Source organism: Pseudomonas sp. NPDC087803 (assembly GCF_044742995.1).
Lineage (GTDB): Bacteria > Pseudomonadota > Gammaproteobacteria > Pseudomonadales > Pseudomonadaceae > Aquipseudomonas.
The window spans coordinates 1-23,941 of sequence record NZ_JBIUVO010000041.1; the positions used below are offsets into that span (position 1 = coordinate 1).

General features: G+C 59.2%; 22 protein-coding genes. 10 read left to right on the top strand and 12 right to left on the bottom strand.

All coding sequences use genetic code 11. The annotated features are described in order from the left end of the window. The 3 genes from rplQ to bfr all read left to right on the top strand — a co-directional run. A partial coding sequence (gene rplQ, locus ACIOUG_RS18690; RefSeq protein WP_401067574.1) for a 50S ribosomal protein L17 occupies positions 1–269 on the top strand: 269 nt, incomplete at its 5' end. A 241-nt stretch (positions 270–510) separates the two neighbouring features. Then, on the top strand, positions 511–1,965 hold the full coding sequence (locus ACIOUG_RS18695; protein ID WP_401067576.1) for a catalase: 1,455 nt from the start codon (positions 511–513) through the stop codon (positions 1,963–1,965). A gap of 150 nt (positions 1,966–2,115) precedes the next feature. Next, positions 2,116–2,580: a bacterioferritin gene (bfr, locus tag ACIOUG_RS18700; RefSeq protein WP_003228714.1), complete on the top strand. Its 465-nt coding sequence runs from the start codon at positions 2,116–2,118 to the stop codon at positions 2,578–2,580. Between the two features lie 64 nt (positions 2,581–2,644). On the opposite strand, the gene uvrA is transcribed toward bfr, so the two are convergent. Next, positions 2,645–5,479: an excinuclease ABC subunit UvrA gene (gene uvrA, locus ACIOUG_RS18705; RefSeq protein ID WP_401067579.1), complete on the bottom strand. Its 2,835-nt coding sequence runs from the start codon at positions 5,477–5,479 to the stop codon at positions 2,645–2,647. A gap of 191 nt (positions 5,480–5,670) precedes the next feature. Between uvrA and ACIOUG_RS18710 the strand changes: the two genes are divergently transcribed. Together ACIOUG_RS18710 and ACIOUG_RS18715 are read left to right on the top strand one after the other, a co-directional pair. Beyond that, entirely contained in the window at positions 5,671–7,068 is a 1,398-nt protein-coding gene (locus ACIOUG_RS18710; protein ID WP_401067582.1) for an MFS transporter, read from the top strand. Positions 7,069–7,077: 9 nt separating this feature from the next. Beyond that, positions 7,078–7,596 (top strand): single-stranded DNA-binding protein, encoded by a 519-nt coding sequence (locus ACIOUG_RS18715; RefSeq protein WP_007966163.1) that lies wholly within the window; start codon positions 7,078–7,080, stop codon positions 7,594–7,596. Between the two features lie 200 nt (positions 7,597–7,796). On the opposite strand, the gene ACIOUG_RS18720 is transcribed toward ACIOUG_RS18715, so the two are convergent. The 6 genes from ACIOUG_RS18720 to ACIOUG_RS18745 all read right to left on the bottom strand — a co-directional run bounded on the left by ACIOUG_RS18720 (position 7,797) and on the right by ACIOUG_RS18745 (position 12,254). After that, a complete protein-coding gene (locus ACIOUG_RS18720) occupies positions 7,797–8,954 on the bottom strand; it encodes a glutathionylspermidine synthase family protein (protein WP_401067585.1) in 1,158 nt (385 codons plus the stop codon). Between the two features lie 2 nt (positions 8,955–8,956). Then, positions 8,957–9,640 carry a DUF1190 domain-containing protein gene (locus ACIOUG_RS18725; protein ID WP_401067588.1) on the bottom strand — a complete coding sequence of 228 codons (684 nt, stop codon included), beginning with the start codon at positions 9,638–9,640 and terminating at the stop codon, positions 8,957–8,959. A gap of 17 nt (positions 9,641–9,657) precedes the next feature. After that, positions 9,658–10,083, bottom strand: coding sequence for a DUF350 domain-containing protein (locus ACIOUG_RS18730; RefSeq protein ID WP_401067590.1), 426 nt, complete (start codon positions 10,081–10,083; stop codon positions 9,658–9,660). Positions 10,084–10,098: 15 nt separating this feature from the next. Then, positions 10,099–10,746 (bottom strand): DUF2491 family protein, encoded by a 648-nt coding sequence (locus tag ACIOUG_RS18735; protein ID WP_401067593.1) that lies wholly within the window; start codon positions 10,744–10,746, stop codon positions 10,099–10,101. 210 nt (positions 10,747–10,956) lie between these two features. Next, the gene (locus ACIOUG_RS18740; RefSeq protein ID WP_003228700.1) at positions 10,957–11,655 is read right to left on the bottom strand and encodes a PspA/IM30 family protein; all 699 of its coding nucleotides are present in this window, start codon (positions 11,653–11,655) and stop codon (positions 10,957–10,959) included. A gap of 17 nt (positions 11,656–11,672) precedes the next feature. Continuing rightward, positions 11,673–12,254, bottom strand: coding sequence for a YjfI family protein (locus ACIOUG_RS18745; protein ID WP_401067596.1), 582 nt, complete (start codon positions 12,252–12,254; stop codon positions 11,673–11,675). 602 nt (positions 12,255–12,856) lie between these two features. Between ACIOUG_RS18745 and ACIOUG_RS18750 the strand changes: the two genes are divergently transcribed. The 5 genes from ACIOUG_RS18750 to ACIOUG_RS18770 all read left to right on the top strand — a co-directional run bounded on the left by ACIOUG_RS18750 (position 12,857) and on the right by ACIOUG_RS18770 (position 18,112). Continuing rightward, positions 12,857–14,038, top strand: coding sequence for a ThiF family adenylyltransferase (locus tag ACIOUG_RS18750; RefSeq protein ID WP_401067599.1), 1,182 nt, complete (start codon positions 12,857–12,859; stop codon positions 14,036–14,038). Beyond that, a complete protein-coding gene (locus tag ACIOUG_RS18755) occupies positions 14,039–15,232 on the top strand; it encodes an MFS transporter (protein ID WP_401067602.1) in 1,194 nt (397 codons plus the stop codon). 75 nt (positions 15,233–15,307) lie between these two features. Then, the gene (locus tag ACIOUG_RS18760) at positions 15,308–16,075 is read left to right on the top strand and encodes a TenA family transcriptional regulator (RefSeq protein ID WP_401067604.1); all 768 of its coding nucleotides are present in this window, start codon (positions 15,308–15,310) and stop codon (positions 16,073–16,075) included. 179 nt (positions 16,076–16,254) lie between these two features. Then, entirely contained in the window at positions 16,255–17,364 is a 1,110-nt protein-coding gene (locus ACIOUG_RS18765) for a DUF3182 family protein (protein ID WP_401067607.1), read from the top strand. After that, entirely contained in the window at positions 17,354–18,112 is a 759-nt protein-coding gene (locus ACIOUG_RS18770; RefSeq protein WP_401067610.1) for an alpha/beta hydrolase family protein, read from the top strand. Before ACIOUG_RS18765 ends, ACIOUG_RS18770 begins: the two co-directional genes overlap by 11 nt. Positions 18,113–18,226: 114 nt before the next feature. On the opposite strand, the gene ACIOUG_RS18775 is transcribed toward ACIOUG_RS18770, so the two are convergent. The 5 genes from ACIOUG_RS18775 to ACIOUG_RS18795 all read right to left on the bottom strand — a co-directional run bounded on the left by ACIOUG_RS18775 (position 18,227) and on the right by ACIOUG_RS18795 (position 23,614). After that, entirely contained in the window at positions 18,227–19,201 is a 975-nt protein-coding gene (locus tag ACIOUG_RS18775) for a lysylphosphatidylglycerol synthase domain-containing protein (RefSeq protein WP_401067613.1), read from the bottom strand. Further along, on the bottom strand, positions 19,198–20,472 hold the full coding sequence (clsB, locus tag ACIOUG_RS18780) for a cardiolipin synthase ClsB (RefSeq protein ID WP_401067616.1): 1,275 nt from the start codon (positions 20,470–20,472) through the stop codon (positions 19,198–19,200). Before clsB ends, ACIOUG_RS18775 begins: the two co-directional genes overlap by 4 nt. Then, positions 20,469–21,266, bottom strand: coding sequence for an endonuclease/exonuclease/phosphatase family protein (locus tag ACIOUG_RS18785; protein WP_401067618.1), 798 nt, complete (start codon positions 21,264–21,266; stop codon positions 20,469–20,471). The genes clsB and ACIOUG_RS18785 overlap by 4 nt, the downstream gene beginning before the upstream one ends. Next, complete coding sequence (locus ACIOUG_RS18790; protein ID WP_401067621.1) at positions 21,263–22,189, bottom strand: DUF72 domain-containing protein; 927 nt, start codon at positions 22,187–22,189, stop codon at positions 21,263–21,265. Before ACIOUG_RS18790 ends, ACIOUG_RS18785 begins: the two co-directional genes overlap by 4 nt. A 222-nt stretch (positions 22,190–22,411) precedes the next feature. Then, positions 22,412–23,614 (bottom strand): MFS transporter, encoded by a 1,203-nt coding sequence (locus tag ACIOUG_RS18795; protein WP_401067623.1) that lies wholly within the window; start codon positions 23,612–23,614, stop codon positions 22,412–22,414. Between the last annotated feature and the right edge of the window lie 327 nt (positions 23,615–23,941).

Here is a 23,941-nt window from a genome sequence, read left to right on the forward strand (position 1 = left end):
AAGCCAAAGAACTGCGCCGCGTTGCTGAGCCGCTGATCACTCTGGCCAAGACAGACAGTCTGGCTAACAGCCGTCTGGCATTCGACCGAACTCGATCGAAAGATATCGTAGGTAAGCTCTTCAACGACCTGGGCAAGCGTTACGCTACCCGTGAGGGTGGCTACCTGCGCATCCTCAAGTGCGGTTTCCGCGCTGGCGACAACGCGCCTATGGCGTACGTCGAGTTGGTTGATCGTGCTACTGCAGGCGAAGCTGTATCCGCCGAGTAAGACGTCAGTCTGAAACGAAGAACCGGGCCTAGTGCCCGGTTTTTTGTGCGCGCAAAAAAATGCGCTGTTCGTACAAGATTCCGACGCTGTTCTGTTGTCACTATAGGCCGGGATTTGATCAGTAGTAATTTTCTATTGATGCTTGCAGGTTAATGAATTTGTAGGTGTCATATTGATGAACGATACTTCCCAGCAAGCCGATTAGCCGGCAGTTTCAAGACTGACAGAGGAAGAAGACTGTATGAGCCAGATCAAAACGCTTACGACCGCCAGTGGCGCACCTGTCGCTGATAACCAGAATTCTCGTTCCGCCGGCCCTCGAGGCCCGCTGCTGCTCGACGATTTTCACCTGATCGAGAAGCTCGCCCATTTCAACCGTGAAAACATTCCTGAGCGTCGCGTGCACGCCAAAGGCTCGGGTGCTTACGGTACATTCACTGTGACTCGTGATATCACCGAGTACACCAGCGCCAAACTGTTTGAATCCGTCGGTAAGCAAACGCCTACGTTCCTGCGCTTCTCGACTGTGGGTGGCGAGCGCGGCTCGGCTGACACCGAGCGTGATCCACGCGGTTTTGCCCTCAAGTTCTATACCGAAGAAGGCAACTGGGACATCGTTGGCAACAACACCCCTGTGTTCTTCATCCGCGACCCTCTGAAGTTTCCAGACTTTATCCACACCCAGAAACGCCTGCCGCAGAGCAACCTGAAAAGCGCGCAGATGATGTGGGACTTCTGGTCGCATTCGCCTGAAGCATTGCATCAGGTGACCATTCTGTTCTCGGATCGCGGCATTCCCGATGGCTACCGTCACATGCACGGCTTCGGCAGCCACACTTACAGCCTGATCAATGCACAAGGCGAGCGTCACTGGGTGAAGTGGCACTACAAGACCCAGCAAGGGATCAAGAATCTCGCGCCGGCTGACGCTGCGCGTCTGGCGGGTACCGATCCGGATTACGCCCAGCGTGACCTGTTTGAGGCCATCGAGCGTGGCGACTTCCCGAAATGGCGCGTATGCATCCAGATCATGACCGAGGCCCAGGCTGCAGCGCACTACGAGAATCCGTTCGACGTGACCAAGACCTGGTCGCAGAAGGAATTCCCGTTGATCGAGGTCGGTGAGCTGGAGTTGAACCGTAACCCGCTGAACTACTTCGCCGAGGTTGAGCAAGCTGCATTCGGCCCGAGCAACATGGTGCCTGGCGTGGGTCTGTCGCCGGATCGCATGCTGCAAGGCCGCGTATTCGCCTACGCCGATGCACATCGCTACCGTGTTGGCACCAACCACCAGCAATTGCCGGTGAATGCTCCGCGCAGCCCGGTGAATACGTACCAGCGCGACGGCTCGATGGCGTTCGGCAGCAACGGTGGCGCAGCGCCCAATTACGAACCGAACAGCTACATTGAATCGCCGAAGCAGGCGCCGCATTACGCTGAACCTGCGCTGGCCCTGAGCGGTGCTGCCGACCGTTACGATCACCGCGAGGACACCGACTACTACAGCCACGCGGGTGCGTTGTTCCGATTGATGAATGACGAACAGAAAGCGCTTCTGGTCAGCAACATCGCCGGCGCCATGAGCGGTGTTACTCCCGATGTCGTGGATCGCCAACTGCAGCATTTCTTCAAAGCCGATCCGGCGTATGGAGAAGCAATCGCAAAGCTGCTCAACGTACAGCTTAACGAAGTCTAAACGAGAAGCAGAACCGCCCTCATTAGGGCGGTTTTTGCGTTATTTAGGCCGCTTTTCTCAGAATATCTTCGCTTTTATTGCGCGAAACCGGGTGACCTTCCGGTCAGCTTGGTTCAAACTACAGACTTTCAAGCAGGGAGATGTAGGGCGATGCAAGGCCACCCAGACGTAATCGATTACCTCAACACGTTGCTGACCGGCGAACTGGCCGCGCGTGACCAATATTTTGTGCACTCGCGGATGTATGAGGACTGGGGTTTCACCAAGCTCTACGAACGAATCAACCACGAGATGGAAGAAGAAGCGGGTCACGCCGATGCGCTGATGCGCCGGATTCTGATGCTCGAAGGCACGCCGCGCATGCGCCCGGATGATCTCGATGTCGGGACCACCGTGCCGGAGATGCTCGAAGCCGATCTGCGCCTCGAGTACAAAGTACGCGCCGCGCTGTGCAAAGGCATCGAGTTGTGCGAGCAACACAAGGATTACGTCAGTCGCGAGATCCTGCGCGTTCAGCTCAACGACACCGAAGAAGATCACACCTACTGGCTGGAAAAACAGTTGGGCCTGATCAAACTCATCGGTCTCGAGAACTACCTGCAATCTCACACCTGATTGCACGGATATAAAAAGGCCCCTGTCATTGTTGAAGTGACAGGGGCTTTTTCATGCCGGGTGGTTAAGCCCGGTCGCGAAGCAACAACGGTTTGAGGTAATGGCCGGTGTGAGACTGCTTCATCTCGGCCACTTCCTCCGGCGTACCGGTGGCGATGATCTGCCCACCCTTGGAGCCACCTTCCGGGCCCAGATCCACCAGCCAGTCAGCGGTCTTGATCACGTCCAGGTTGTGTTCGATCACCACTACAGTATTGCCGTGGTCGCGCAGGCGATGCAGCACATCGAGTAATTGCTGGATATCGGCGAAGTGCAGACCGGTGGTCGGCTCATCAAGGATATACAGAGTCTTGCCGGTATCGCGCTTGGACAGCTCGCGGGACAGCTTGACCCGTTGCGCCTCGCCACCGGACAGCGTGGTCGCCGACTGGCCGAGCTTGATGTACGACAGGCCCACATCCATCAACGTCTGCAGCTTGCGCGCCAGCGCCGGTACCGCGTCGAAGAACTCCCGGGCTTCCTCGATGGTCATCTCGAGGGTTTCGTGGATGCTCTTGCCCTTGTATTTGATCTCAAGGGTTTCGCGGTTATAGCGCTTGCTCTTGCACACATCGCACGGCACGTAGATGTCCGGCAGGAAGTGCATTTCGACTTTGATCAAGCCGTCGCCCTGACACGCCTCGCAGCGACCACCCTTGACGTTGAACGAGAAGCGCCCGGGGCCATAGCCACGGGAGCGCGACTCGGGCACGCCGGCGAACAGTTCGCGGATCGGCGTGAACAACCCGGTGTACGTCGCCGGGTTGGAGCGCGGCGTACGGCCGATCGGGCTCTGGTCGATATCGACGACTTTGTCGAGATGTTCCAGTCCCTTGATGCTGTCGTGCGCCGCGGCTTCGAGTGTGGTCGCTCCATTGAGTGCAGTAGCGCTCAACGGGAACAGCGTGTTGTTGATCAGCGTCGATTTACCCGAGCCGGAAACACCGGTGACGCAGGTCAGCAGGCCGATCGGGATTTCCAGATCGACGTTGCGCAGGTTGTTGCCGCGTGCGCCCTTGAGCGACAGGGTCAGCTTCTTGTTGCGCGGCGTGCGTTTGGCCGGCACTTCGATTTTCACTCGGCCCGACAGGTATTTGCCGGTCAGCGAATCCGGATGCGCCATGACTTCGTCCGGCGTACCTTCAGCCACGATCTGCCCGCCGTGCACCCCGGCGCCCGGGCCGATATCCACCACATAGTCGGCCAGGCGAATCGCGTCTTCGTCGTGCTCGACCACGATTACCGTGTTGCCGATGTCGCGCAGGTGCTTGAGGGTGCCGAGCAAGCGGTCGTTATCGCGCTGATGCAGGCCAATGGACGGTTCGTCGAGGATGTACAGAACGCCGACCAGACCGGCGCCGATCTGGCTCGCCAGACGAATGCGCTGCGCCTCGCCACCGGACAGGGTATCGGCGCTGCGATCCAGCGACAGATAGTCGAGGCCGACGTTGACCAGGAACTGCAGACGCTCGCGGATTTCCTTGAGGATTTTGTCGGCGATTTCACCGCGACGGCCGGTCATCTTCAGCTCGCCGAAGTACTCGCAGGCATCGCCGATCGGCAGGTTGGTCACTGCCGGCAGGGTTTTCTCACCCACCCACACGTGCCGCGCTTCACGACGCAGACGCGTGCCGCGGCAATCCGGACAGGCCTGGGTGCTGAGGAACTTTGCCAGTTCTTCGCGCACGCTGGCCGATTCGGTTTCGCGGTAGCGACGCTCAAGGTTCGGCACGATGCCTTCGAACGGGTGCGAGCGTTTGACGATGTCGCCGCGGTCGTTGAGGTACTTGAAGTCGACATTCTGCGAGCCGCTGCCGTGCAGGATGTGCTTTTGCTGTTCGGCGGTCAGCTCATTGAACGGCTTCTCCAGGCTGAACTTGTAGTGCGAGGCCAGTGAGCCGAGCATCTGGAAATAATAGACGTTGCGCCGGTCCCAGCCGCGAATGGCGCCCTCGGCCAGGGTCAGTTCACCATTGACCAGGCGCTTGATGTCGAAGAACTGCTTCACGCCCAGACCATCGCAAGTCGGGCAGGCGCCGGCCGGGTTGTTGAAGGAGAACAGCTTCGGCTCCAGCTCGCTGATGGCGTGGCCGCAGATCGGGCAGGCAAAGCGCGCGGAGAAGATCATCTCTTCACCCGGCTCATCGTCCATCGGCGCCACCAGGGCAATGCCGTCGGCCAGCTTCAGTGCGGTCTCGAACGATTCGGCCAGGCGCTGCTGCAGATCGGCGCGGACCTTGAACCGGTCGACGATCACATCGATCGAGTGCTTCTTCTGTTTATCCAGTTTCGGCAGTTCGTCGAGCTCGCAGATGCGGCCGTTGACTCGGGCGCGAACGAAGCCTTGGGCGCGCAGCTCTTCAAAAACCGAAAGGTGTTCACCTTTGCGTTCGCGAATAACCGGCGCCAGCAACATCAGTTTGCTGCCTTCCGGCTGGGCCAGCACCAGGTCGACCATCTGGCTGACGGTCTGCGCTTCCAGCGGAATATCGTGATCCGGGCAGCGCGGCGTACCGACCCGGGCATACAGCAGGCGCAGGTAGTCGTAGATTTCGGTGATGGTGCCGACCGTGGAGCGCGGGTTGTGCGAGGTCGACTTCTGTTCGATGGAGATGGCCGGCGACAAACCTTCAATGGTGTCGACGTCGGGTTTTTCCATCATCGACAGGAACTGCCGGGCGTAGGCCGACAGGGATTCGACATAGCGGCGCTGACCTTCGGCGTATAGCGTGTCGAAGGCCAGGGACGACTTGCCGGATCCGGACAGGCCGGTGATGACGATCAGCTTGTCCCGTGGCAGGGTCAGGTCGATGTTCTTCAGGTTGTGGGTACGGGCCCCACGTATCAGGATCTTGTCCAAAGTGGCCTCGCTCGGCGGGCGTCGAAAACGTAGGAGTATACGGGCAAATACTGGATGGATGCACACTATCAAACGAAGGGTGTTTTACCTTGCATGAAGAGAGTTTCATCTATACGCGTCATAGCGTCGCGATATACCCCGTCTTTCGATGGGACTGGTAGAATCGCCGCCGGTTCACACGAGGTTTTTCCATGCACGATCACCACAGCGAACGCATGAGTGGCAGCGAGACCCGCGCAGCGAGCGGTCTGGCCCTGGTGTTCGCCTTCCGTATGCTTGGCATGTTCATGGTATTGCCGGTACTGGCGACCTACGGCATGGACCTGGCGGGAGCGACCCCGGCCCTGATCGGGCTGGCGATTGGCGCTTACGGCCTGACCCAGGCGATTTTCCAGATTCCGTTCGGGATCATTTCCGACCGCATCGGCCGGCGTCCGGTGATTTTCCTCGGGCTGGTGGTGTTTGCCCTGGGCAGTGTGCTGGCGGCTCAGGCCGATTCGATCTGGGGCGTGATTGCCGGGCGCATCCTGCAGGGCGCCGGGGCGATCTCCGCTGCGGTGATGGCGTTGCTCTCCGATCTGACCCGTGAACAGCACCGCACCAAAGCCATGGCGATGATCGGCATGACCATCGGTCTGTCGTTCGCCGTGGCCATGGTGGTCGGTCCGCTGCTGACCCGCGCGTTCGGCCTGTCCGGGCTGTTCCTCGCCACCGGCGGCATGGCGCTGTTCGGGATCGTCATCGTGATGTTCATGGTGCCGAAATCCACCGGGCCATTGAGCCATCGTGAATCCGGCGTGGCGCGTCAGGCCCTGATGCCGACGCTCAAACATCCGGACCTGCTGCGCCTGGACCTGGGCATTTTCGTGCTGCACGCGATGCTGATGTCGAGCTTCGTCGCCTTGCCGCTGGCACTGGTGGAAAAGGCCGGTTTGCCCAAGGAGCAGCATTGGTGGGTGTACCTGACCGCGCTGCTGATTTCTTTCTTCGCCATGATCCCGTTCATCATCTACGGCGAGAAGAAACGCAAAATGAAACGAATTTTGCTCGGTGCCGTCCTGACGCTGATGCTCACTGAGCTATTCTTCTGGCAGTTCGGTGACAGCTTGCGGGCTCTGGTGATCGGCACGGTGGTGTTCTTCACCGCGTTCAATCTGCTGGAAGCTTCGTTGCCGTCGCTGATCAGCAAGGTTTCACCGGCAGGCGGGAAGGGCACGGCGATGGGCGTGTATTCCACCAGCCAGTTCCTCGGTTCGGCACTCGGCGGGATACTCGGCGGCTGGCTGTTTCAGCATGGCGGTCTGTCGGTTGTGTTCCTTGGATGTGCCGGTCTGGCTGCCATCTGGCTGGCCTTTGCTGTTACCATGCGCGAACCTCCCTACGTGACGAGCCTGCGCTTGCCGTTGTCGCCCGAGGCGATCCGCGAAGCGGGTCTGGTCGAGCGCCTCAAGGCCCTCGTAGGGGTAACAGATGCAGTGATAGTTGCTGATGAAGCGGCTGTTTACATCAAACTGGACAAAGAATTAGTGGATCGCGACACCCTCGAACGCCTGGTGAACAACCCGGCCGAGGCTGCTTGCGAAGCCTAGGAGAACGTTATGGCCCGTGGGGTTAACAAAGTCATATTGGTCGGCACTTGCGGCCAGGATCCCGAAGTTCGCTACCTGCCTAACGGTAACGCCGTGACCAACCTGAGTCTGGCAACCAGCGAACAGTGGACCGACAAGCAAACCGGTCAGAAGGTCGAGAAGACCGAGTGGCACCGTGTTTCGATGTTCGGCAAGGTTGCGGAAATCGCCGGCGAATACCTGCGTAAAGGTTCGCAGGTGTACATCGAAGGCAAGCTGCAGACTCGCGAGTGGGAAAAAGACGGTATCAAGCGTTACACCACCGAAATCGTGGTCGACATGCAAGGCACCATGCAACTGCTCGGCGGCCGTCCACAACAGGGCGACCAACAAGGCGGTGGCAACAACTACCAGCAGCAGGCGCCACGTCAGCAGGCTCCACGCCCGCAGCAATCGGCCCCGCAACAGCGTCCAGCCCCGGCTCCACAGCAGGCTGCACCGCAACCGGCTCCGGATTTCGACAGCTTCGATGACGACATTCCGTTCTGATTCGCTGCTGCATCCGCGCTGAATAAAAAAGGCCCGTCGTTCAACACGACGGGCCTTTTTTGCGGCGCAAGGTCCGCGATTAGCACTGATCTCCTGTGGGAGCGGGCTTGCTCGCGAAGGCGTCGGGTCAGTCAAAGCATTTGTTGAATGGCAGTCCGCTTTCGCGAGCAAGCCCGCTCCCACAGGTGCGGATGTGTGCCTCAGTCGAGGATCAGGTGCGGCAGAAACCGGCTCGAATCCTTGGTGATCAGACTGTTGTCTTCGCGTACGCCAATCCCCGCCGCCTGATCACCAATCACCCACGAGCCGACCAGCGTGTAGCTGTCGTCGAACTTCGGCAATGGCGCAAACTCCTGCAGGATGAATGGCGCATCGGTGTAGGGCCCGTCCTGTTTGACGATCAGACCTTCCGCCGTTTGCAGTTCGATGTTGGCACCTTCGCGGGAGAAGTACGGTTTGCGCACCCAGCCCTTGGGCACCGCACTGGCCGGATTAGGATCAAGATGCGCCGCGAGCAGATTCGGATGGCCCTTGTGCAGCTCCCATAGCAAAGGCAGTGCGCCTTTGTTCGACAGGATCGACTTCCACGCCGGCTCAAAAAACTGCGTGTCGCTCTTGGCAATCGCTGCACCGAACGGCTCATGGAAAATGAATTCCCAGGCGTGCAGCTTGAACAGGTGCGGGATCCAGCGATCCTCGAGGTCGACGAAGCGACCCTCGGCGGTCAGGCCGATATCTTCGATGTCGATGTGCCGGGATTCGATACCGACCTTTTCCGCGATCAGGCGCAGGTAGTCGGTGGTGCCCTTGTCTTCAACCGAGTCTTTCATCGACGCAAAGTAGAACGGCCGCTTGAGCTGCAACTCGGCAAACGCCAGATGCAGTTTGGTGTCGATGCTGTTGAACTGGTCGGCGTGGCGCGGCAGCATGCCGCGCTCGATGCACTGCTCCAGCCAGCCCCACTGAAACGCCGCCGCTTCATAGAGGCTGGTCGGGGTGTCGTAGTTGAGTTCCAGCAGCTTCGCCGGGCCGTTGCCGCTGTAGGAAAAGTCCATGCGGCCGTACAGATGCGGATGACCTTCCAGCCAGGAAGTACGGATCATGTCGTAGTACGGCGCCGGAATGCTCAGGCGATCCAGCAGCTCTTCGCTGTGCACCACGCGGTCGACCAGGTCCATGCACATCTCGTGCAGTTCGGTGGTCGGATCCTCCAGATCATTTTCAATCTGCGCGAGCGTGAACTGGTAGTAGGCGCTTTCGTCCCAGTACGGTTCGTCGTCGATGGTGTGGAACAGAAAGCCGAGGCTTTCGGCAGTCTGCTTCCAGTCGGGGCGCTCGGCGCAATGGATCTTCTTCATGGTCAGCTGCTCGAACTGCCCCAGCCGCCCCAACCACTGCGTGCGGAAGACTGGCTGCCGAAACCACCGCGGGACGTCGACGAAGCGACATTGACCGGTTTGCTTCGGGAGCTGTCGTAGCGGGTGTCGGTACGGGTCGCCGGCGCCGATTCGATTTTGCGGTACTGCGTCGAGGTGTTGTAGGTCTGGCGTGTATCGCGGTCGCGATAGACCGTGCGGTTGGCGTTGTTGCTCATCGCATTGCCGATCAGCCAGCCAGAGAGCCAGCCATTGCCGCCACCGCCACCGGAGGAGTGCGAAGTGCTTTGCACGTTCTGCGCGGCAGCCGTGTCGCCGGCAGGCATCTGCGCATTGGCAATCGCATTCAGGTCCTGCGGCGCCTCACCGTTCTGCGGCACCTTGAAACCGCCGAGTTTCGGCACGAAGCGACCGTCGGAGTTTTTCTGACACCAGTCGGCAGCAAAGTCTGCGTCGCACTTGGCCTTGTCGTCGTAGGCCGGCGCAATGCGTCGGTGTTCGGTGAGTGCTGCGACATAGGCGTTCGAGCAGACATCGGCCGCGACCGAAGCGTCGACGCACTGTTCGACCGATTGAAAGCGTTGCGGGTCCAGCGCTGCCGCTTCGCCGGAAATGGCCATGGCCACCGAGGCGGCGAGGGAAAGTTGAACGTACTTGCTGCGTTTCATCGAAGGCTTCCTGCCGATCAGTTGGACGGGGTCATGCACGCGGCGTTGAGCATGCCGACACTGATGGCCACTGCGGCCACGTAGATACCCGAAGCGATTTCACCGTTGGCAATACGTTGCGACGTGCCCTTGAGCACCATGCCGGTCGCCAGGAATGCCAGTAATTGCACCACAGCGGCGATCACGGCCCACAGCACGAAGTCGAGGACGTTGACCGAAAACGCGATCACGTTGCTGGCCGGAATCGCAAAGCCGACGATCGCGCCACCCAGGGCAATGGCGGCGGCTATATTGCCGGAACGGATCAGCTCGAACTCTTTGTGCGGCGTGATGCGGGTGTAGACGAACTGAAACAGCATGAACAGCAGCACAGCGCCGATCAGGTAGACGACGAAACCGACCAGTGCGGTCTTGTTCAGGGAAACGGCCAGCACTTCCAGCATGGAAAACTTCCTTTTTTAAATGGTGCTCAGATCAGTCGTGTACAGCGAAATGCCCAGCGAGGTGCTCAGGCTGACGGTGCCTTCTTCGTCCTGTTCGACGGAGAACAGCAGCAGCTCGCGGCGATCGGTCAGGCCGGTCTCGCGGGCGTAGAGCATCGAGTGGTGCTCGATGGTGTAGGACTCGTCCGGGTTGATCACGTGTTCGGTCAGCGGTACCAGTTCGGTCTGGCCTTGCTCGGTACCCCATTCACGGCTGTACTGGATGCCGTCGTGGGTGTAGGTCGGCAGGCCGATGGGGCTGGCGGGGCCGGCCAGGCGCTGCAGTTCGGCGTCACTGTTGACGGTCACGTAACTGAGGTAGTTGAACAGGGTGACCGATTCAATCTGATCATCGCCGGTGACGTGGATCTGGATCCAGAAATCCTCGTTGTTGAGGTAGTAGCGATGCAGCTTGTTGGATTGGCCAAGGTCGATCCAGCCGGCGCTCCAGATGGCCTCTGCCGCCGGAACCCGCACCGAGGTGCTGCCATCGAGCAGCAATGCCAGGGTCGAATCGAACCGCACGCCTTTGCCTTGCGCCATTCCGAGCGGGCCGCCGGCCACTGGCGCGGGCGCAGCGGTCTGCCAGTTGCTGGTGCCCAGCAAATCTTTGAACCATCCCATGGGTACATTCCTTGAGGCGGGTGGAGGTGTTCGTCGTAAAAAGCGCCGCTAGTGTACCGGGCCGGGCGGTAACAAGCAGAAGCAATTGCGCGGCACAAAACCTTGTAGGAGCGAGCCTGCTCGCGAAAACGGAGTATCAGGTGACATTAATGTCGACTGACACACCCTCTTCGCGAGCAGGCTCGCTCCCACAGGTTTTTGTGTCGGTGCTTACTGAGTCGACTTCTGCTTCAGACGCTCAAGAATCGCATTGGCGCTGCCTTCGTTCGGCGTGATGCCGGCGTCGCGCAGTTTGCGTTCCAGGTCGTTGCCGGTCGACGCGTCAGCCAGTTCGTCCGCCGCGCTCAGCTCGGCAGCGCGTTGCTGTTGTTTGGCCTGCAGACGGTTCAGGGTACCGACGGCGGTTTCCAGCTTGCCGTTGGCGCCGCCGCTGGCGATGGACGCGCTGACCTGCGCCTTTTGCACGCTTTCACGGGCCTTGGCCATGTCCACCTGCTGGCGCAGGCTCTTGATCCGCGACTCGGCCTTGGTGATGTCCTTGCGCATGTTTTCGGCGTAGGTGCCGAACTCATCGCTTTGGGCTTTCTCGGCGGTCAGGTCGTTGGTCAAAGTCGAAATCGCTTCGGCCACTTCCATCGCCAGGTCTTCGCGGCCGGCATTCAGCGCGGAAACTGCCTTGGCTTCCAGATCCTTGATCTTGGCGTCGTACTCGCTCACGCGGTCGGCGGCCAGCTTGTGCTTGGCCATGATGGTGACCAGCTCGCGGCGGGCGTTGGACAGCGCGGTGTCGGCGTCGCGGATTTCCTGGTCGAGGATGCGCAGGGCCTGTTGGTCAACGATTGCTTCGCCGACTTCATTGGCGCCGCCGCGCAATGCGGTGAACAACTTGCTCCAGATGGACTGAGTCATTGGATATTCCCTGTTGATTACTTGAAGAAGTGTTCGAAGGCTTCGCTCGCGCGCTGCACGTTGTCGACCAGGGTTTTCACCTCGGTGACGACGTTGGTCAGGCTCGAGTCGGCGCTGAGGGCGCCAAACATGTTGTAAACGGTCTGGCCGTTAGGCATCGACTCGATGCCGATCGACGACAGCGGGAACATCTCCCGGCTGCGCAGGACGGCGTCGTTGAAGGCGCGCACGTCAGTGATCGAATCGATATCCACCAGCACGGTGTCGACGATGATCTGTTGACCGGCCACGGCGATGTGAATCGGCAGACCGCCGAATTCGTTCATTTCCAGCTTGATGCTGGGTTCGGAGCTCTGGACCAGAGACAGCGTTATCTCGTGCGAAGCCACCTCGTCCAGTGCCTTGAGGGCGTTGAAGAGGCTATCGATGTTCCAGTTGTTGCCTGCGCTCATGTAATTCTCCGACATGAATGAGCCAGCCAGAATCGGTTGGCGTAGCTGTTGCTCCATCTGCTTGAGCAAGCTTCGGTTTTCCGGAAGTACCCAAGTTTCGTGTTTCACATAACCGGCGGCAGCCAGGCCCGCACGCATCTGCTTCATGTAGAAGCTCGACGGTTTTTTCGCGGACGGTTTCGAGCGCTCTCCCTTTGGGCTCTCTGACGCAACAGCGGGGGAGCGGCTTTTCATGGCAATGACTCCGTTATGAACATCTCACGCGTGAGACACACTACAACCAATTCAAAGTGCCATCAATCGCTCACGCGTGAGATTTTTTCGGCGCGACGAAGCAGCCATGAGGTGTTTGTCGCCAACGCTGTCCTCGGGGGAGGAGGCGATGCTGATCTGCGCGGATGTTTATTGCTGACAACTGAAACTGACTTCATTTTTCAGTATGAATTTTTGTTGTTTAACTTTTTAAGATAATTCCTACATCAGCTATTCATGTTTCTGTAAGAAGTAGTTACGGCTCTCCGTAAGGCGTGGGAGTGTTTCGGGTCTGAGTAATATTAAGAAACAAGGTGGGCTCGCCACTCTTGAAAACTTATTCTAGTTTTTTGTGTGTGCACACCTTCACCCCGGTGGAAAACTGCTTCGACCACCGGCCCTTAAACTTTTGAGGAAATCATTATGACTTTCGAAAAAGCATCTTCCGCTGGCGATTCTCAGATCGGCTGATCTGATCACTGAGAGCCGGGGCCGTAATGGCCTTGGTTCTTTCAGTAACTTTCTATAACTTTCGAGGCTCGAATATGAAGCTTTGTCTCAAGCCGACCATTATTCCGTTCAAACTTGAAGGGCAGGTTGTTCTGCGCTTCAACGGACAATACGCAAAAATTCCCGATCTCCATGGTGCTATCTGGGAGTTCGTTACGGCACTGGATGGCCGCAAGCCTTTCGAAGAGTTGATCACCCACGTGGCAGAGCGCTATCCGGCAGTGGATCAGGACCAGATCCGGAGTGTTGCGCAGGACCTGATTCAATACCGGCTGGTCGAGAGTCCGGAGGCTTTTGCAGTGACCTCCCTTTCGGACCATGATCGCATCAGGTTTTCCCGCAACATCGACTTTTTCGGGTCGATGGTGGCGGTGGGAGAAAACAAGTTCGGCCACCAGGAAAAACTTCGTGCGGCCAGGGTTTGCGTACTCGGTTGCGGCGGTCTGGGCACCCACATCCTGTTCGATCTGGTAGCGCTAGGTGTCCATCACCTGACGATCCTTGATTTTGACACGATTGAGCTGAGCAACTTGAATCGGCAGATACTTTACAAGGAAAGCGACGTCGGGATGCCGAAGGTTGTAACCGCCAGGCGCCGATTGCTGGAGTTCAACAGTCACCTCGACGTCACCGCTCTCGAAGCTCGTCTCGAGTCGACACGCGACATCGCCAACGTCGTGCGCGGCCATGACATTGTGATTTGCGTCGCCGACAAGCCCGCCAACTACATGGCCGACTGGCTGAATGAGGCCTGCGTTGAGCAGGGCGTGCCTTTCATCTCGGGCGGACTCGATGTACGGCGCTCGGTGTTTTATTCGGTGGTGCCGGGTACCTCGGGCTGCGGCGCCTGTTGGTTGGCGTCTGCGCGTAGCAAAAGCAGCCTGGTGAACAGCATCTCGACCATGGCCAAGCAGCAAGACATCACTTATGAGCATCCAGGGCCGGCCCTGGTGACTCTCGTGGCCGTCACCGCCGGCATGATGGTCAGTGAAACCGTCAAGATCCTCACTGGCTGCCAGCCGCCGCAATTGACCAACAAGCTCAAGGAGTTCACGTTCGACGATCTGGATGTCAGCGTCGCCGAGGTCTGGCAACAGAATCCGGACTGCACGGTGTGCGGGCATCTCGCGAACTCGCAGCGGTCGCGCGTGCAGTCGGAGACTGTCTAGATGTTCAAACTGCTGGCGTCCTATGCCGTCACGTCCATCTGCTCATGGGCGATCGCGTTTCTGATCCCGCTTTATGTCTATGAGCAGACCCGCTCCCCTGTCTGGACGTCGCTGACCTTTTTCGCCGCTATGGCACCGTACATTCTGGTCACCCCATTCGCCGGTGTGTGGAGCGATCGCTATAGCAAACGGCGATTTTTGATCGGCGGTGATCTGCTCAGTATTCTCATCGGATGCCTGATCTATGCCGCCGTGAGCACGCTATCCGGGGGCGCTTTGAGTATTACGTTATTGCTGCTGAGCTTCCTGTTGGCGAGCGTCGGTGCCACCCATCACCCGGTGTTCCAGAGCATTGCACCGGCACTGATCGAAGGCACCAACCTTCACCGGTTCAATGCGATCGTCAATGCCAGTGACAACATCATTCGCATCGTCGCGCCAATCGGTGTTGCGGCGCTGCTGGCCTTCAGTACCAAGGAGCGCGTTCTCATCGGCTGCATTTTGGGCTTTGCGCTCTCCCTGCCGCTTTGCTATTTGCTGAAAGAGCCAGGCAGGCCTCTGCCCGCTACCACACGGGTGCTCACGGAAATCAAAGCCGGGCTGCTGTATGTCATCCGGCATCGAGAGCTGTGTTCGTTTGTCTTGCTGTTCTTTTTCTGCAATTTCGGATTCGCCTTGATCGGTGCCAGCCTGATCTACGTCTACACCACGCTCCTTGCTGTGCCTTTGAGTGATGTCGGCTATTACTACGGGCTTATTGGTGCAGGTGCCGTCGCCGGATCCATTACCGGCGCGCTTCTTGTGAAACGCTTTCCCGCCGGGGTGCTCATCAGGCGCAGCTGTCTACTGGCCGGGATGTTCACGTTGACGGGGGCTCTGGCCACGGATCCATGGTCACTGTCGGCACTTTGGGCGCTTTCTACCAGTTGTCAGTCGGTGGTGGTCATCGCGTTTTTCACCTATCGCCAGCAGGTAGTCCCGCAAAGGATTCTGGGGCGAACGGTCGGTGTTACCCGACTCATCGCCTATCTGGCGATTCCGCCGGCGAGTCTGCTCAGCGGATGGCTCTTACTGCATTTCTCAAGCAGCGCTCTGATTCTCGCCTCAGGCGGTCTGTGCATCATCTTCGCTTCTTTATGTGCCTACTTTCTGGCCAGATCTGAGCGTCCGATCATTTATAGCGACGTCCAATAAAAACAGTACTGTGTCTGTAATTGATGTTGGAGTTTTTTGCTGACTCTCAGTAATTAGCAAATTTTGGTCGGCTGGATGGCTGATGAAAAAAATAAAAGGAATTTAAACTTGGAAGCGGATAAAGCGGTTTATAGCGGAAATGTGGAGCAGGTCATTAAGTCCATTACCGGTGGTACATTGTGGGATAAATGGCTTGACGCTGAAGCGTTAGATAGATTGGTAAATCATGATCTGTTGTTGGCGATGCAAGAGGGTCATGTTTCTTTGAAAGGTATGCGTTATTTTCTGGTCCAGCATCATTATTACTCGCGAAACTTTACCCGCTTTCTTTGCGCGATCATCAATCGTCTTGAGTCCCTCGGCGACATCAAGTTGCTGCTGGCAAACATGCAGGAGGAGTTGGGCATTGATGGTGACAACAAGCTAACGCATGCCGAGTTGTTTCAAAGGTCCTTGAGGACTATCGGTACCCATGCCCAGGCTGAGTCGCCGTTGCTTCAGACCGTGGATTTTACCCAGTGCATCATGAAATTCTGCCGCAGTGAAAACCCGGTCGAGGGCCTTGCTGCGCTATGCCTGGGAGCTGAAGCCATTGTGCCGCTGATCTACAAGCCGATTCTGGTGGCACTGGAGAGATTGAATGTCAGTGAACAAGGTCTTGAATTTTTTCGCCTGCACATCGACGAGGATGAGGATCACGCTATTACCATGCTGGGAATTCTGGAGCGACTGACTCAGCAGAATTCCGAGGCAAAGTCGATGGCGCTACAGACTGGGCGTCAGGCCATCATCCAGCGTTGCGTCATGTTCGATGCGATCTGGAAAGAAGTCAGTCCGCGATAGATCGGGATGTTCGTGCAATTTGCCGGGGATGGGCGAGCACTCGTGCAGATTGAAACAGGCCCGATGCCATCATCTGTCTTCCAAGTGGTTGATTCATTGTGTATTCCCTGTGTTAAGCGATTGGCCTGATCTCTGCACTTGTCCCCATCACATTCATCGAATCGCTTGAAGGGGGATGCATGACCCCAATGTCGAGCAGGAAAATGGTCGTCGCCCATTCGGTTCGTGCCGGGGCGCCGCAACATGAAGTGCAGACCAACAAGGCGCTGGCGCGTTGGCTGGCGCAAATTCTCGGGCTCAAGTTTGGTGGAAGTTTCGACCCTGAAAGGCACCGTGGTCGCGATCTTTATTGGTTGCCCACGCAAACCATAGTCGGCGCCAAACAAGCGCAGTCACTGGGCATCAAAGGCGCACAGGACTTGTGGGGCGGATTCGTCGAACACGATTTCATCTGCACCAAAGCCATCAGCCACGGTCTGCGCAGTCATCTCGCCCACGCGCCGCAAGGCTGGGCGCCGCTGTTCTCCGAGCGCGTGCGCGATGTGGTGCTCGATGGCCTGACGGTGTTTGCCGTGGAAGATGCGCGGCCCGCCGCCGAGCACCTGCTGAATGAAGGCCCGATCCGCCTGAAGCCGATTCACGCCTGTGCCGGTCGCGGTCAGGAAGTTATCAACAGTCTCGACGCGTTCGATGAAGTGCTCGCTCGTGCAGATGCGGCAGCGTTGTTCCGCGACGGGGTTGTGCTGGAGCAGGACTTGAGCAAGGTCTTCACCCACAGTGTCGGCCAGTCATTCATCGGCGACAAAGTGCTGAGCTACTGCGGTGATCAATACTTGACCAAGGATGCCCATGACGAAGACGTCTACGGCGGTTCGAATCTGCTGGTGGTGCAGGGCGGTTACGCGGAGCTGCTGGCGCTGGACTTGCCGGGCGATGTGCGCCTGGCCATCGAGCAGGCGCAGATTTTTGACCGGGCGGCAGACGAGGCCTACCCGGGTTTCTATGCCTCGCGTCGCAACTACGACATCGCTCAAGGCCTGGACAGCAAGGGCAAACCGCGCAGCGGGGTGCTCGAACAATCGTGGCGCATGGGTGGTGCCAGCAGTGCGGAACTGGCCGCGCTGCAAAGCTTCGTCAACGATCCACAGATGCCGGCGATCCGCGTGTCGACGGTGGAGACCTATAACGATCAGACCCTGCCGGCCGACGCCATCGAAATCTATCGCGGGCCAGCGGAGAACAGCGACTTCCTTCTCAAATACGTAACGGTCAAATCCTATGACGGCTAGAAGCGAAAGCATTCAGATCGACATTGATGACGAACAAATGAGCGGGACATTTCTCAGCCCCAAATCGAAAGTCCCCGGCGTGTTGTTTGTGCACGGCTGGGGCGGGAGCCAGGAGCGCGACCTGGAGCGCGCCAAGGGCATCGCCGGTCTGGGCTGCGTCTGCCTGACCTTCGACCTGCGCGGGCACACCGGTGGCACCGGCATTCCGCTGACCCGGGTCACGCGCGAGGACAACCTGCGCGACCTGCTCGCCGCCTACGATCGCCTGCTGGCGCATCCGGCGCTCGACACTTCGGCGATCGCGGTGGTCGGCACCAGTTACGGCGGTTACCTCGCTTCGATCCTTACCTCGTTGCGCCCGGTGCGCTGGCTGGCGCTGCGAGTGCCGGCGCTGTATCGCGACGAGCAATGGCACACGCCCAAGCGTGATCTGGACAAGGCTGACCTGCGGGATTATCGGGCGACGCTGGTCCGGGCCGACAGTAACCGTGCGCTGCACGCCTGTGCGCAATTCACCGGGGATGTGTTGCTGGTGGAATCGGAAACCGACGACTACGTGCCCCACGCAACGATCATGAGTTACCGCGCGGCGTGCCAGCAGACGCACTCGCTGACGCACCGGATCATCGACGGCGCCGACCATGCCTTGAGCGAACCGGTTTCGCAGCAGGCCTATACCTCGATTCTGGTGGACTGGATTACCGAGATGGTGGTGGGTGAGCGGTTGAGCATCATTCAGTCGACATGATCTGCGCTGTCCTTTCGGACGCCATCGCGAGCAGGCTCACTCCTACAATTTGAAATGCGCTCCCCCTGTAGGAGTGAGCCTGCTCGCGATAGCCTTTTCAGTTTCACAGCGAAATCAGGACGGCTTCTTCTCGATCCGCAGCGCCTTGGCCTTGGCCTCCACCAACAAATACATCACCACCGTAATCAACAACGGCAGCAGAAAATAAATCGCCCGATACGCCAGCAACCCCGCCACCAGACTGCCCCGCGAAGCCTCGTGCTGCAGCAGCGCGACGAACACCGCTTCCAGCACTCCGAGCCCCGCCGGAATGTGCGTGATGACCCCGGCAATCGCACTGATCAACAGCACGCCGAGCACCAGCGGATAATCCAGTTTGCCCGGCAGCAGAGTGAAAATCACCGCAGCCATCAGCGACCAGTTCAATGCGCCGAGCAGCAATTGCAGCACGGCCATGCGCAGTGACGGCAGGTTGATTTCCACCCCGCGAATCGACCACTCGCGGCGTTTCGAGAACTGGCACGCGGCGAGGTAGCCAGCGCTCAACAGCAGCAGTAGCACGCCGATGCCCTGCAACGCATCGCTGCTGATTTTCCAGCCCGGCGGCATGCTCACCAGACCACTGCTGAACACCGCGCCGGCAATCGTCATGTAGCCGAACCAGTTGGTCGCCAGGCTCAGACCGAGGATCTTGGCGATGTTGCCTTTGCTGACCCCGAGCCGCGAATACAGGCGATAGCGCATGGCAATCCCGCCGACCCAGGCACTGAGATTGAGGTTGAACGCATAGCTGATGATCCCCACCGGCAGGATCTGTTTCCAGGTCAGGTCCTGACGAATGTAGGTGCGCCCGATCAGGTCGAAACTGGCGTAGGTGAGAAAGCTCAGCAGGGTCAGGCTGGCGGCGATGATCAGCGTGCGCACCTTGAAATCGGCCAGGGTTTGCAGGACTTCCGCCCATTCGATGCGGGTGGCGAACATCGTCAGCAACACGATCAGCGCGAGGAAAAACAGCAGCGTCAGCGGGCGCTTCCAGCGACTCCATCGAGAGTGAGTCGCTGGCGCCGAGTGTGCGTGGGAATGGCTCATGAGGTGCGCCCCCGAAACGGCTTGAGCCGCGGTTTGTGCGCCGGCAACCAACCGGCCATCGACGGGAAATGCCGCAGGAAGTGAAACACCAGAAACCCTACGGTCATGTGCCAGATCCGCCCGCGCGGGGACATGTCGGCATCCATGGCCTTGCAGTGGTTCTGGCTCAGGTCTTCGAGGCGCTGGAACAAATGCTGATTGAACGCGCGGTCGCGGATCAGCACGTTGGCTTCGAGGTTCAGCGACAGGCTCAGCGGGTCGAGATTGCTCGAGCCGACGGTGCTCCATTCCTCATCCACCAAGGCGACTTTGCCGTGCAGTGGGCGCTGGCAATATTCGTGGATCTGCACGCCGGCCTTGAGCAGGTAGTCGTAGGTCATGCGCGCCGCCAGTTTCGCCACCAGCATGTCCGGTTGGCCTTGCAGGATCAGCCGCACCTCGACGCCACGGCGCGCGGCATTGCGGATCTCGCGCAGCAGGCGATAGCCGGGGAAGAAATAGGCGTTGGCGATCACCACCCGACGTTTGGCCCGGCGCAATGCGTGCAGATACACGTCTTCGATGTCGGTGTGGTGCTGATCGTTGTCACGGAACACCAGACGTACCTGACCGTCGTGATCGTTGAAAGCCATGTCCGCGCGGCGCTGGCGGCGACGCTGCCACCAGAACCGCGCGCGCCCCGGGCGACCGCTTTGCAGCAGGGCGAAATGATGAATGTCGGCGACCGCCGGCCCCTGAATCTGCACGGCATAATCCTGTTTCGCCTCGGGGCCGAAATCGGCCAGGTGATCGCCGGAAAAGTTGATCCCGCCAATGAACGCAATCAGTCCGTCGACCACCACGATCTTGCGGTGCAGGCGGCGGAACCAGTTGGTGCGAAAACCCAGGTGTTTGGGCGCCGGATCGAACATTTGCAAATGCACGCCGGCATCGCTCAATGCCGTGAGATAACCGGTGGTCAACTCTCCACAGCCGAAGCCATCGAGACTGACCGTGGTGCGCACGCCGCGCCGGGCGGCGTCGATCAGAATCTGCTGCAACTCGGCGCCAACCTTGTCTTCGAAAACGATGAAGGTCTCCAGCAGAATTTCACTCTTCGCCGCACGCATGGCGTCGAATACCCGAGGGAAATATTCCTCGCCGTTTTCCAGCAACTCGACGCGGTTGTTGCCCTGCCAGCCGTACTCGACATCGACATGCCCGGGCTCGCGCACCGGCGGGTTGATGCTGATCGGTTCCACGGCGGATTTCTCCAGCGGTGCGCTGCTCATAGTTCGATCTCCACCGATAACGGGGCGTGGTCGGAAAGGTGTGACCAAGGCCGGTTGGCCAGGACTTTCGGCTGGCTGGCCTTGAGGTTGCGTACGTAAATACGATCGAGCCGCAGCATCGGCAGGCGCGCCGGAAAGCTGCGCGCCGGTTTGCCGTGATGCTCGGCGAACACCTCGCGCAGGCCGCAGGGTTCGAGCAGCGCATCGGCGCGCTGGCGCCAGTCATTGAAGTCACCGGCGACGATCACCGGCGCGTCACCCGGCAACTCCGCCAGACGCTCGCCGAGCAGCTTCAATTGCGCATTGCGATGGCTTTCGTGCAGGCCCAGATGCACGCAGATCGCATGTACCTCGACGCCGTCGCCGGGCAGGCGCAGCACGCAATGCAGCAGACCGCGGCTTTCGTGGCCGCTGATCGAGACGTCGAGGTTGTCGTGGCGGATGATCTGGAATTTCGACAGCAACGCATTGCCGTGATCGCCTTCCGGGTACACCGCGTTGCGCCCATAGGCGAACTGCGGCCACAGGCTGTCGGCGAGGAATTCGTATTGCGGCATCGTCGGCCAGTTGCTGTAGCGCTTGGGATGGTGTTCGTGGGTGCCGTGGACTTCCTGCAGAAACACCACGTCGGCGGCCACACTGCGCACCGCTTCGCGCAACTCCGGAAGGATGAAACGGCGATTGAGTGCGGTGAAGCCTTTGTGCGTGTTGACCGTCAGCACGGTGAAGCGGCGCACCGACACTTCGACACTGGTCTGCTCGTCGGTGAACCCGACCGGCTCTGGAATACTCATGCCAGCACCCCTTCGGCCGCCGGTTCGCCGGGGGTGGTGGCGAGCGTTTTATCCAGCTCAAAACGCTCGAGCAAACTGCGTGCGTCGTAGGGCGCGCGGACTTTGATGTCGTTGTCGAAATAGCAGAACACTTCGCGGGATTTGCGCGCCCGCGGCTTGAGGCGCGGCGCGATCAGATGCGCATCGCTTGGCTGTCGACCGTGATGCCAGGCGTCGATGCGTTCGGCCCAGTTTTTGAGCGCGGAGTCAGTGTAGCCGCTGGCGTACAGTTCTTCGGTGCCGTGCAGCCGCAGGTAAACGAAGTCGCTGGTGATGTCTTCGCGATACGGCCATTTGCCGGCGGTGTCGGCGATCACCAGGGCGGTGTTGTAGCGTTTCAACAAACGCACGAAGTCGGGGTCGATGAAGCTGTCGTTGCGCACTTCCACGGCATGGCGCAGCGGTTTCTTGCGCCAGGCTTTGAGGCTGGCGTGGCCGTGCAGGTGCGAGTCGTGCTGGAGGGCGAGGGCGGCAGCGGCCTCGGTATCGTGGGGCAACAATGAGAGGAAGTGTTCGAAGCGCTCGGGGTCGAATTTGAAGTTTGGCGGAAACTGCCAGAGGATCGGCCCGAGCTTTTCCTTGAGTTCCAGCACCCCGGAGGCAAAGAAATTTGCCAGCGGTTTTTCGATCTCGCGCAAGCGCCGGACGTGGGTGATGAAGCGCGGCGCCTTGACGCTGAACACAAAGTCGTCGGGCGTTTCGGCGTACCACTGCGCGTAGCGTTCGGGCCGTTGCAGGGCGTAGAACGATCCATTGATTTCGATGCTGTTGACTGCCCGTGAAGCGAACTGCAATTCGCGCTTCTGCGTCAGTCCCTTCGGGTAGAAATCCCCGCGCCACGGAGCGTAGCGCCAGCCGGAAATACCGATGTGAATCGTTGCCATGTCGCCCTCCCGTTGTCAGCCCTCTTACAGCCTGTGTCTGTTGATGACTGTGGGCGGTTCGGGAAAGTTTCGATGGCGTTACGGACGGTACATCCCTGAGATTGCTAACGATCCCTGTAGGAGCTGCCGAAGGCTGCGATCTTTTGATCTTGAAAAGCAACATCAAAAGATCGCAGCCTTCGGCAGCTCCTACAGAGGGATATCATTGAGACAGATATTTGATCAGTGGCCGGTGACAACCCGCGAAGTGCTTTCAGCATAGACCGGACCGAGCCGGTCCAGTCGCCCACTCCACGCGGTGAGTGCCAGCGCCACCAGCACCACCAGACCACCGATCCACGCCGTATGAATCAGGCCCAGATGCTCGACGATGAGGCCACCGCCCCACGCACCGCCGGCAATCCCGAGGTTGAACGCAGCGATGTTCAGCCCCGATGCCACGTCCACGGCCTGCGGTGTGTGATGTTCAGCCTGACGCACCACATACACTTGCAGCCCCGGCACGTTGCCGAACGCCACCGCGCCCCACACCAGCACCGTGGCCAGCGCCAGCCATGGATTGCCGGCGGTGAAAGTCAGTACGAACAGCACGGCGGCGAGCAGGGCAAAGATGATTTTCAGGGCGCTGATCGGCCCGCGTTTGTCCGCCAGTTTACCGCCCCAGATGTTGCCGACCGCCACCGACACGCCGTACACCAGCAACACCAGACTGACAGTGCCGGCGCTGAAGCCGGAGATGTCCTGAAGGATCGGCGCGAGGAAGGTGAAGGCGATGAACGAGCCGCCGTAACCGATCGCAGTCATGGCGTACACCAGCAACAGACGCGGTTGCTTCAGCACTTGCAGTTGTTGCACCAGGGACGCCGGTTTGCTGTGGGCGATGTTGTTCGGCACATACAGCAGGCTGCCGATGAAGGCGATCACACCCAGCGCCGAGACGGCGAGGAAGGTTTCGCGCCAGCCGAAATGCTGACCAATGAAAGTGCCCAGCGGTACGCCGGTGACCAACGCCACGGTGAGGCCGGTGAACATGATCGCAATCGCACTGGCGGCTTTTTCCTTGGGCACCAGGCTGGTGGCAATGGTCGAGCCGATGGAGAAGAACACCCCATGCGCCAGCCCGGTAACGATCCGCGCCAGCACCAGCGATTCGTAACTCGGCGCCATCCACGCCAGCAGGTTGCCGAGGGTGAACAGCACCATCAGCGACAGCAGCAACAGTTTGCGCGGGACTTTGCCGGTGAGGGCGGTCAGCACCGGCGCGCCAATGGCAACGCCCAACGCATAGAGGCTGACCAGCAGCCCGGCGGACGGCAGGCTGACGCCGAGATCGGCGCCAATGGTGGGTAACAGACCAACGATGACGAACTCGGTCGTCCCGATGGCGAATGCGCTGAGGGTCAGCGCGAGCAAGGCAATGGGCATGACAGCACTCCGGTAGAGGTTTGAATGGAGCGCAGTGTCGGGGTTTGGGTTGTGCGGAAAAATACGACGTTGGGCATTTGATATTTGCTGCTGGCGCAAATATCCAGACACCGCTGTGAACACTGTGGTGAGGGGATTTATCCCCGATGGAGTGCGAAGCAACCCCAACCGGTTCCAAAGGGTTGGAAGCAGATGGTTACGACTGCTGCGCAGCCGATCGGGGATAAATCCCCTCGCCACAAGCAAATGCTGTGGGTTCATGGGTTATTGAGGCAAAAACCGAACTTGTCCGCCATTCACCGATCAGTTCTTTACAGGTTCAGCCAA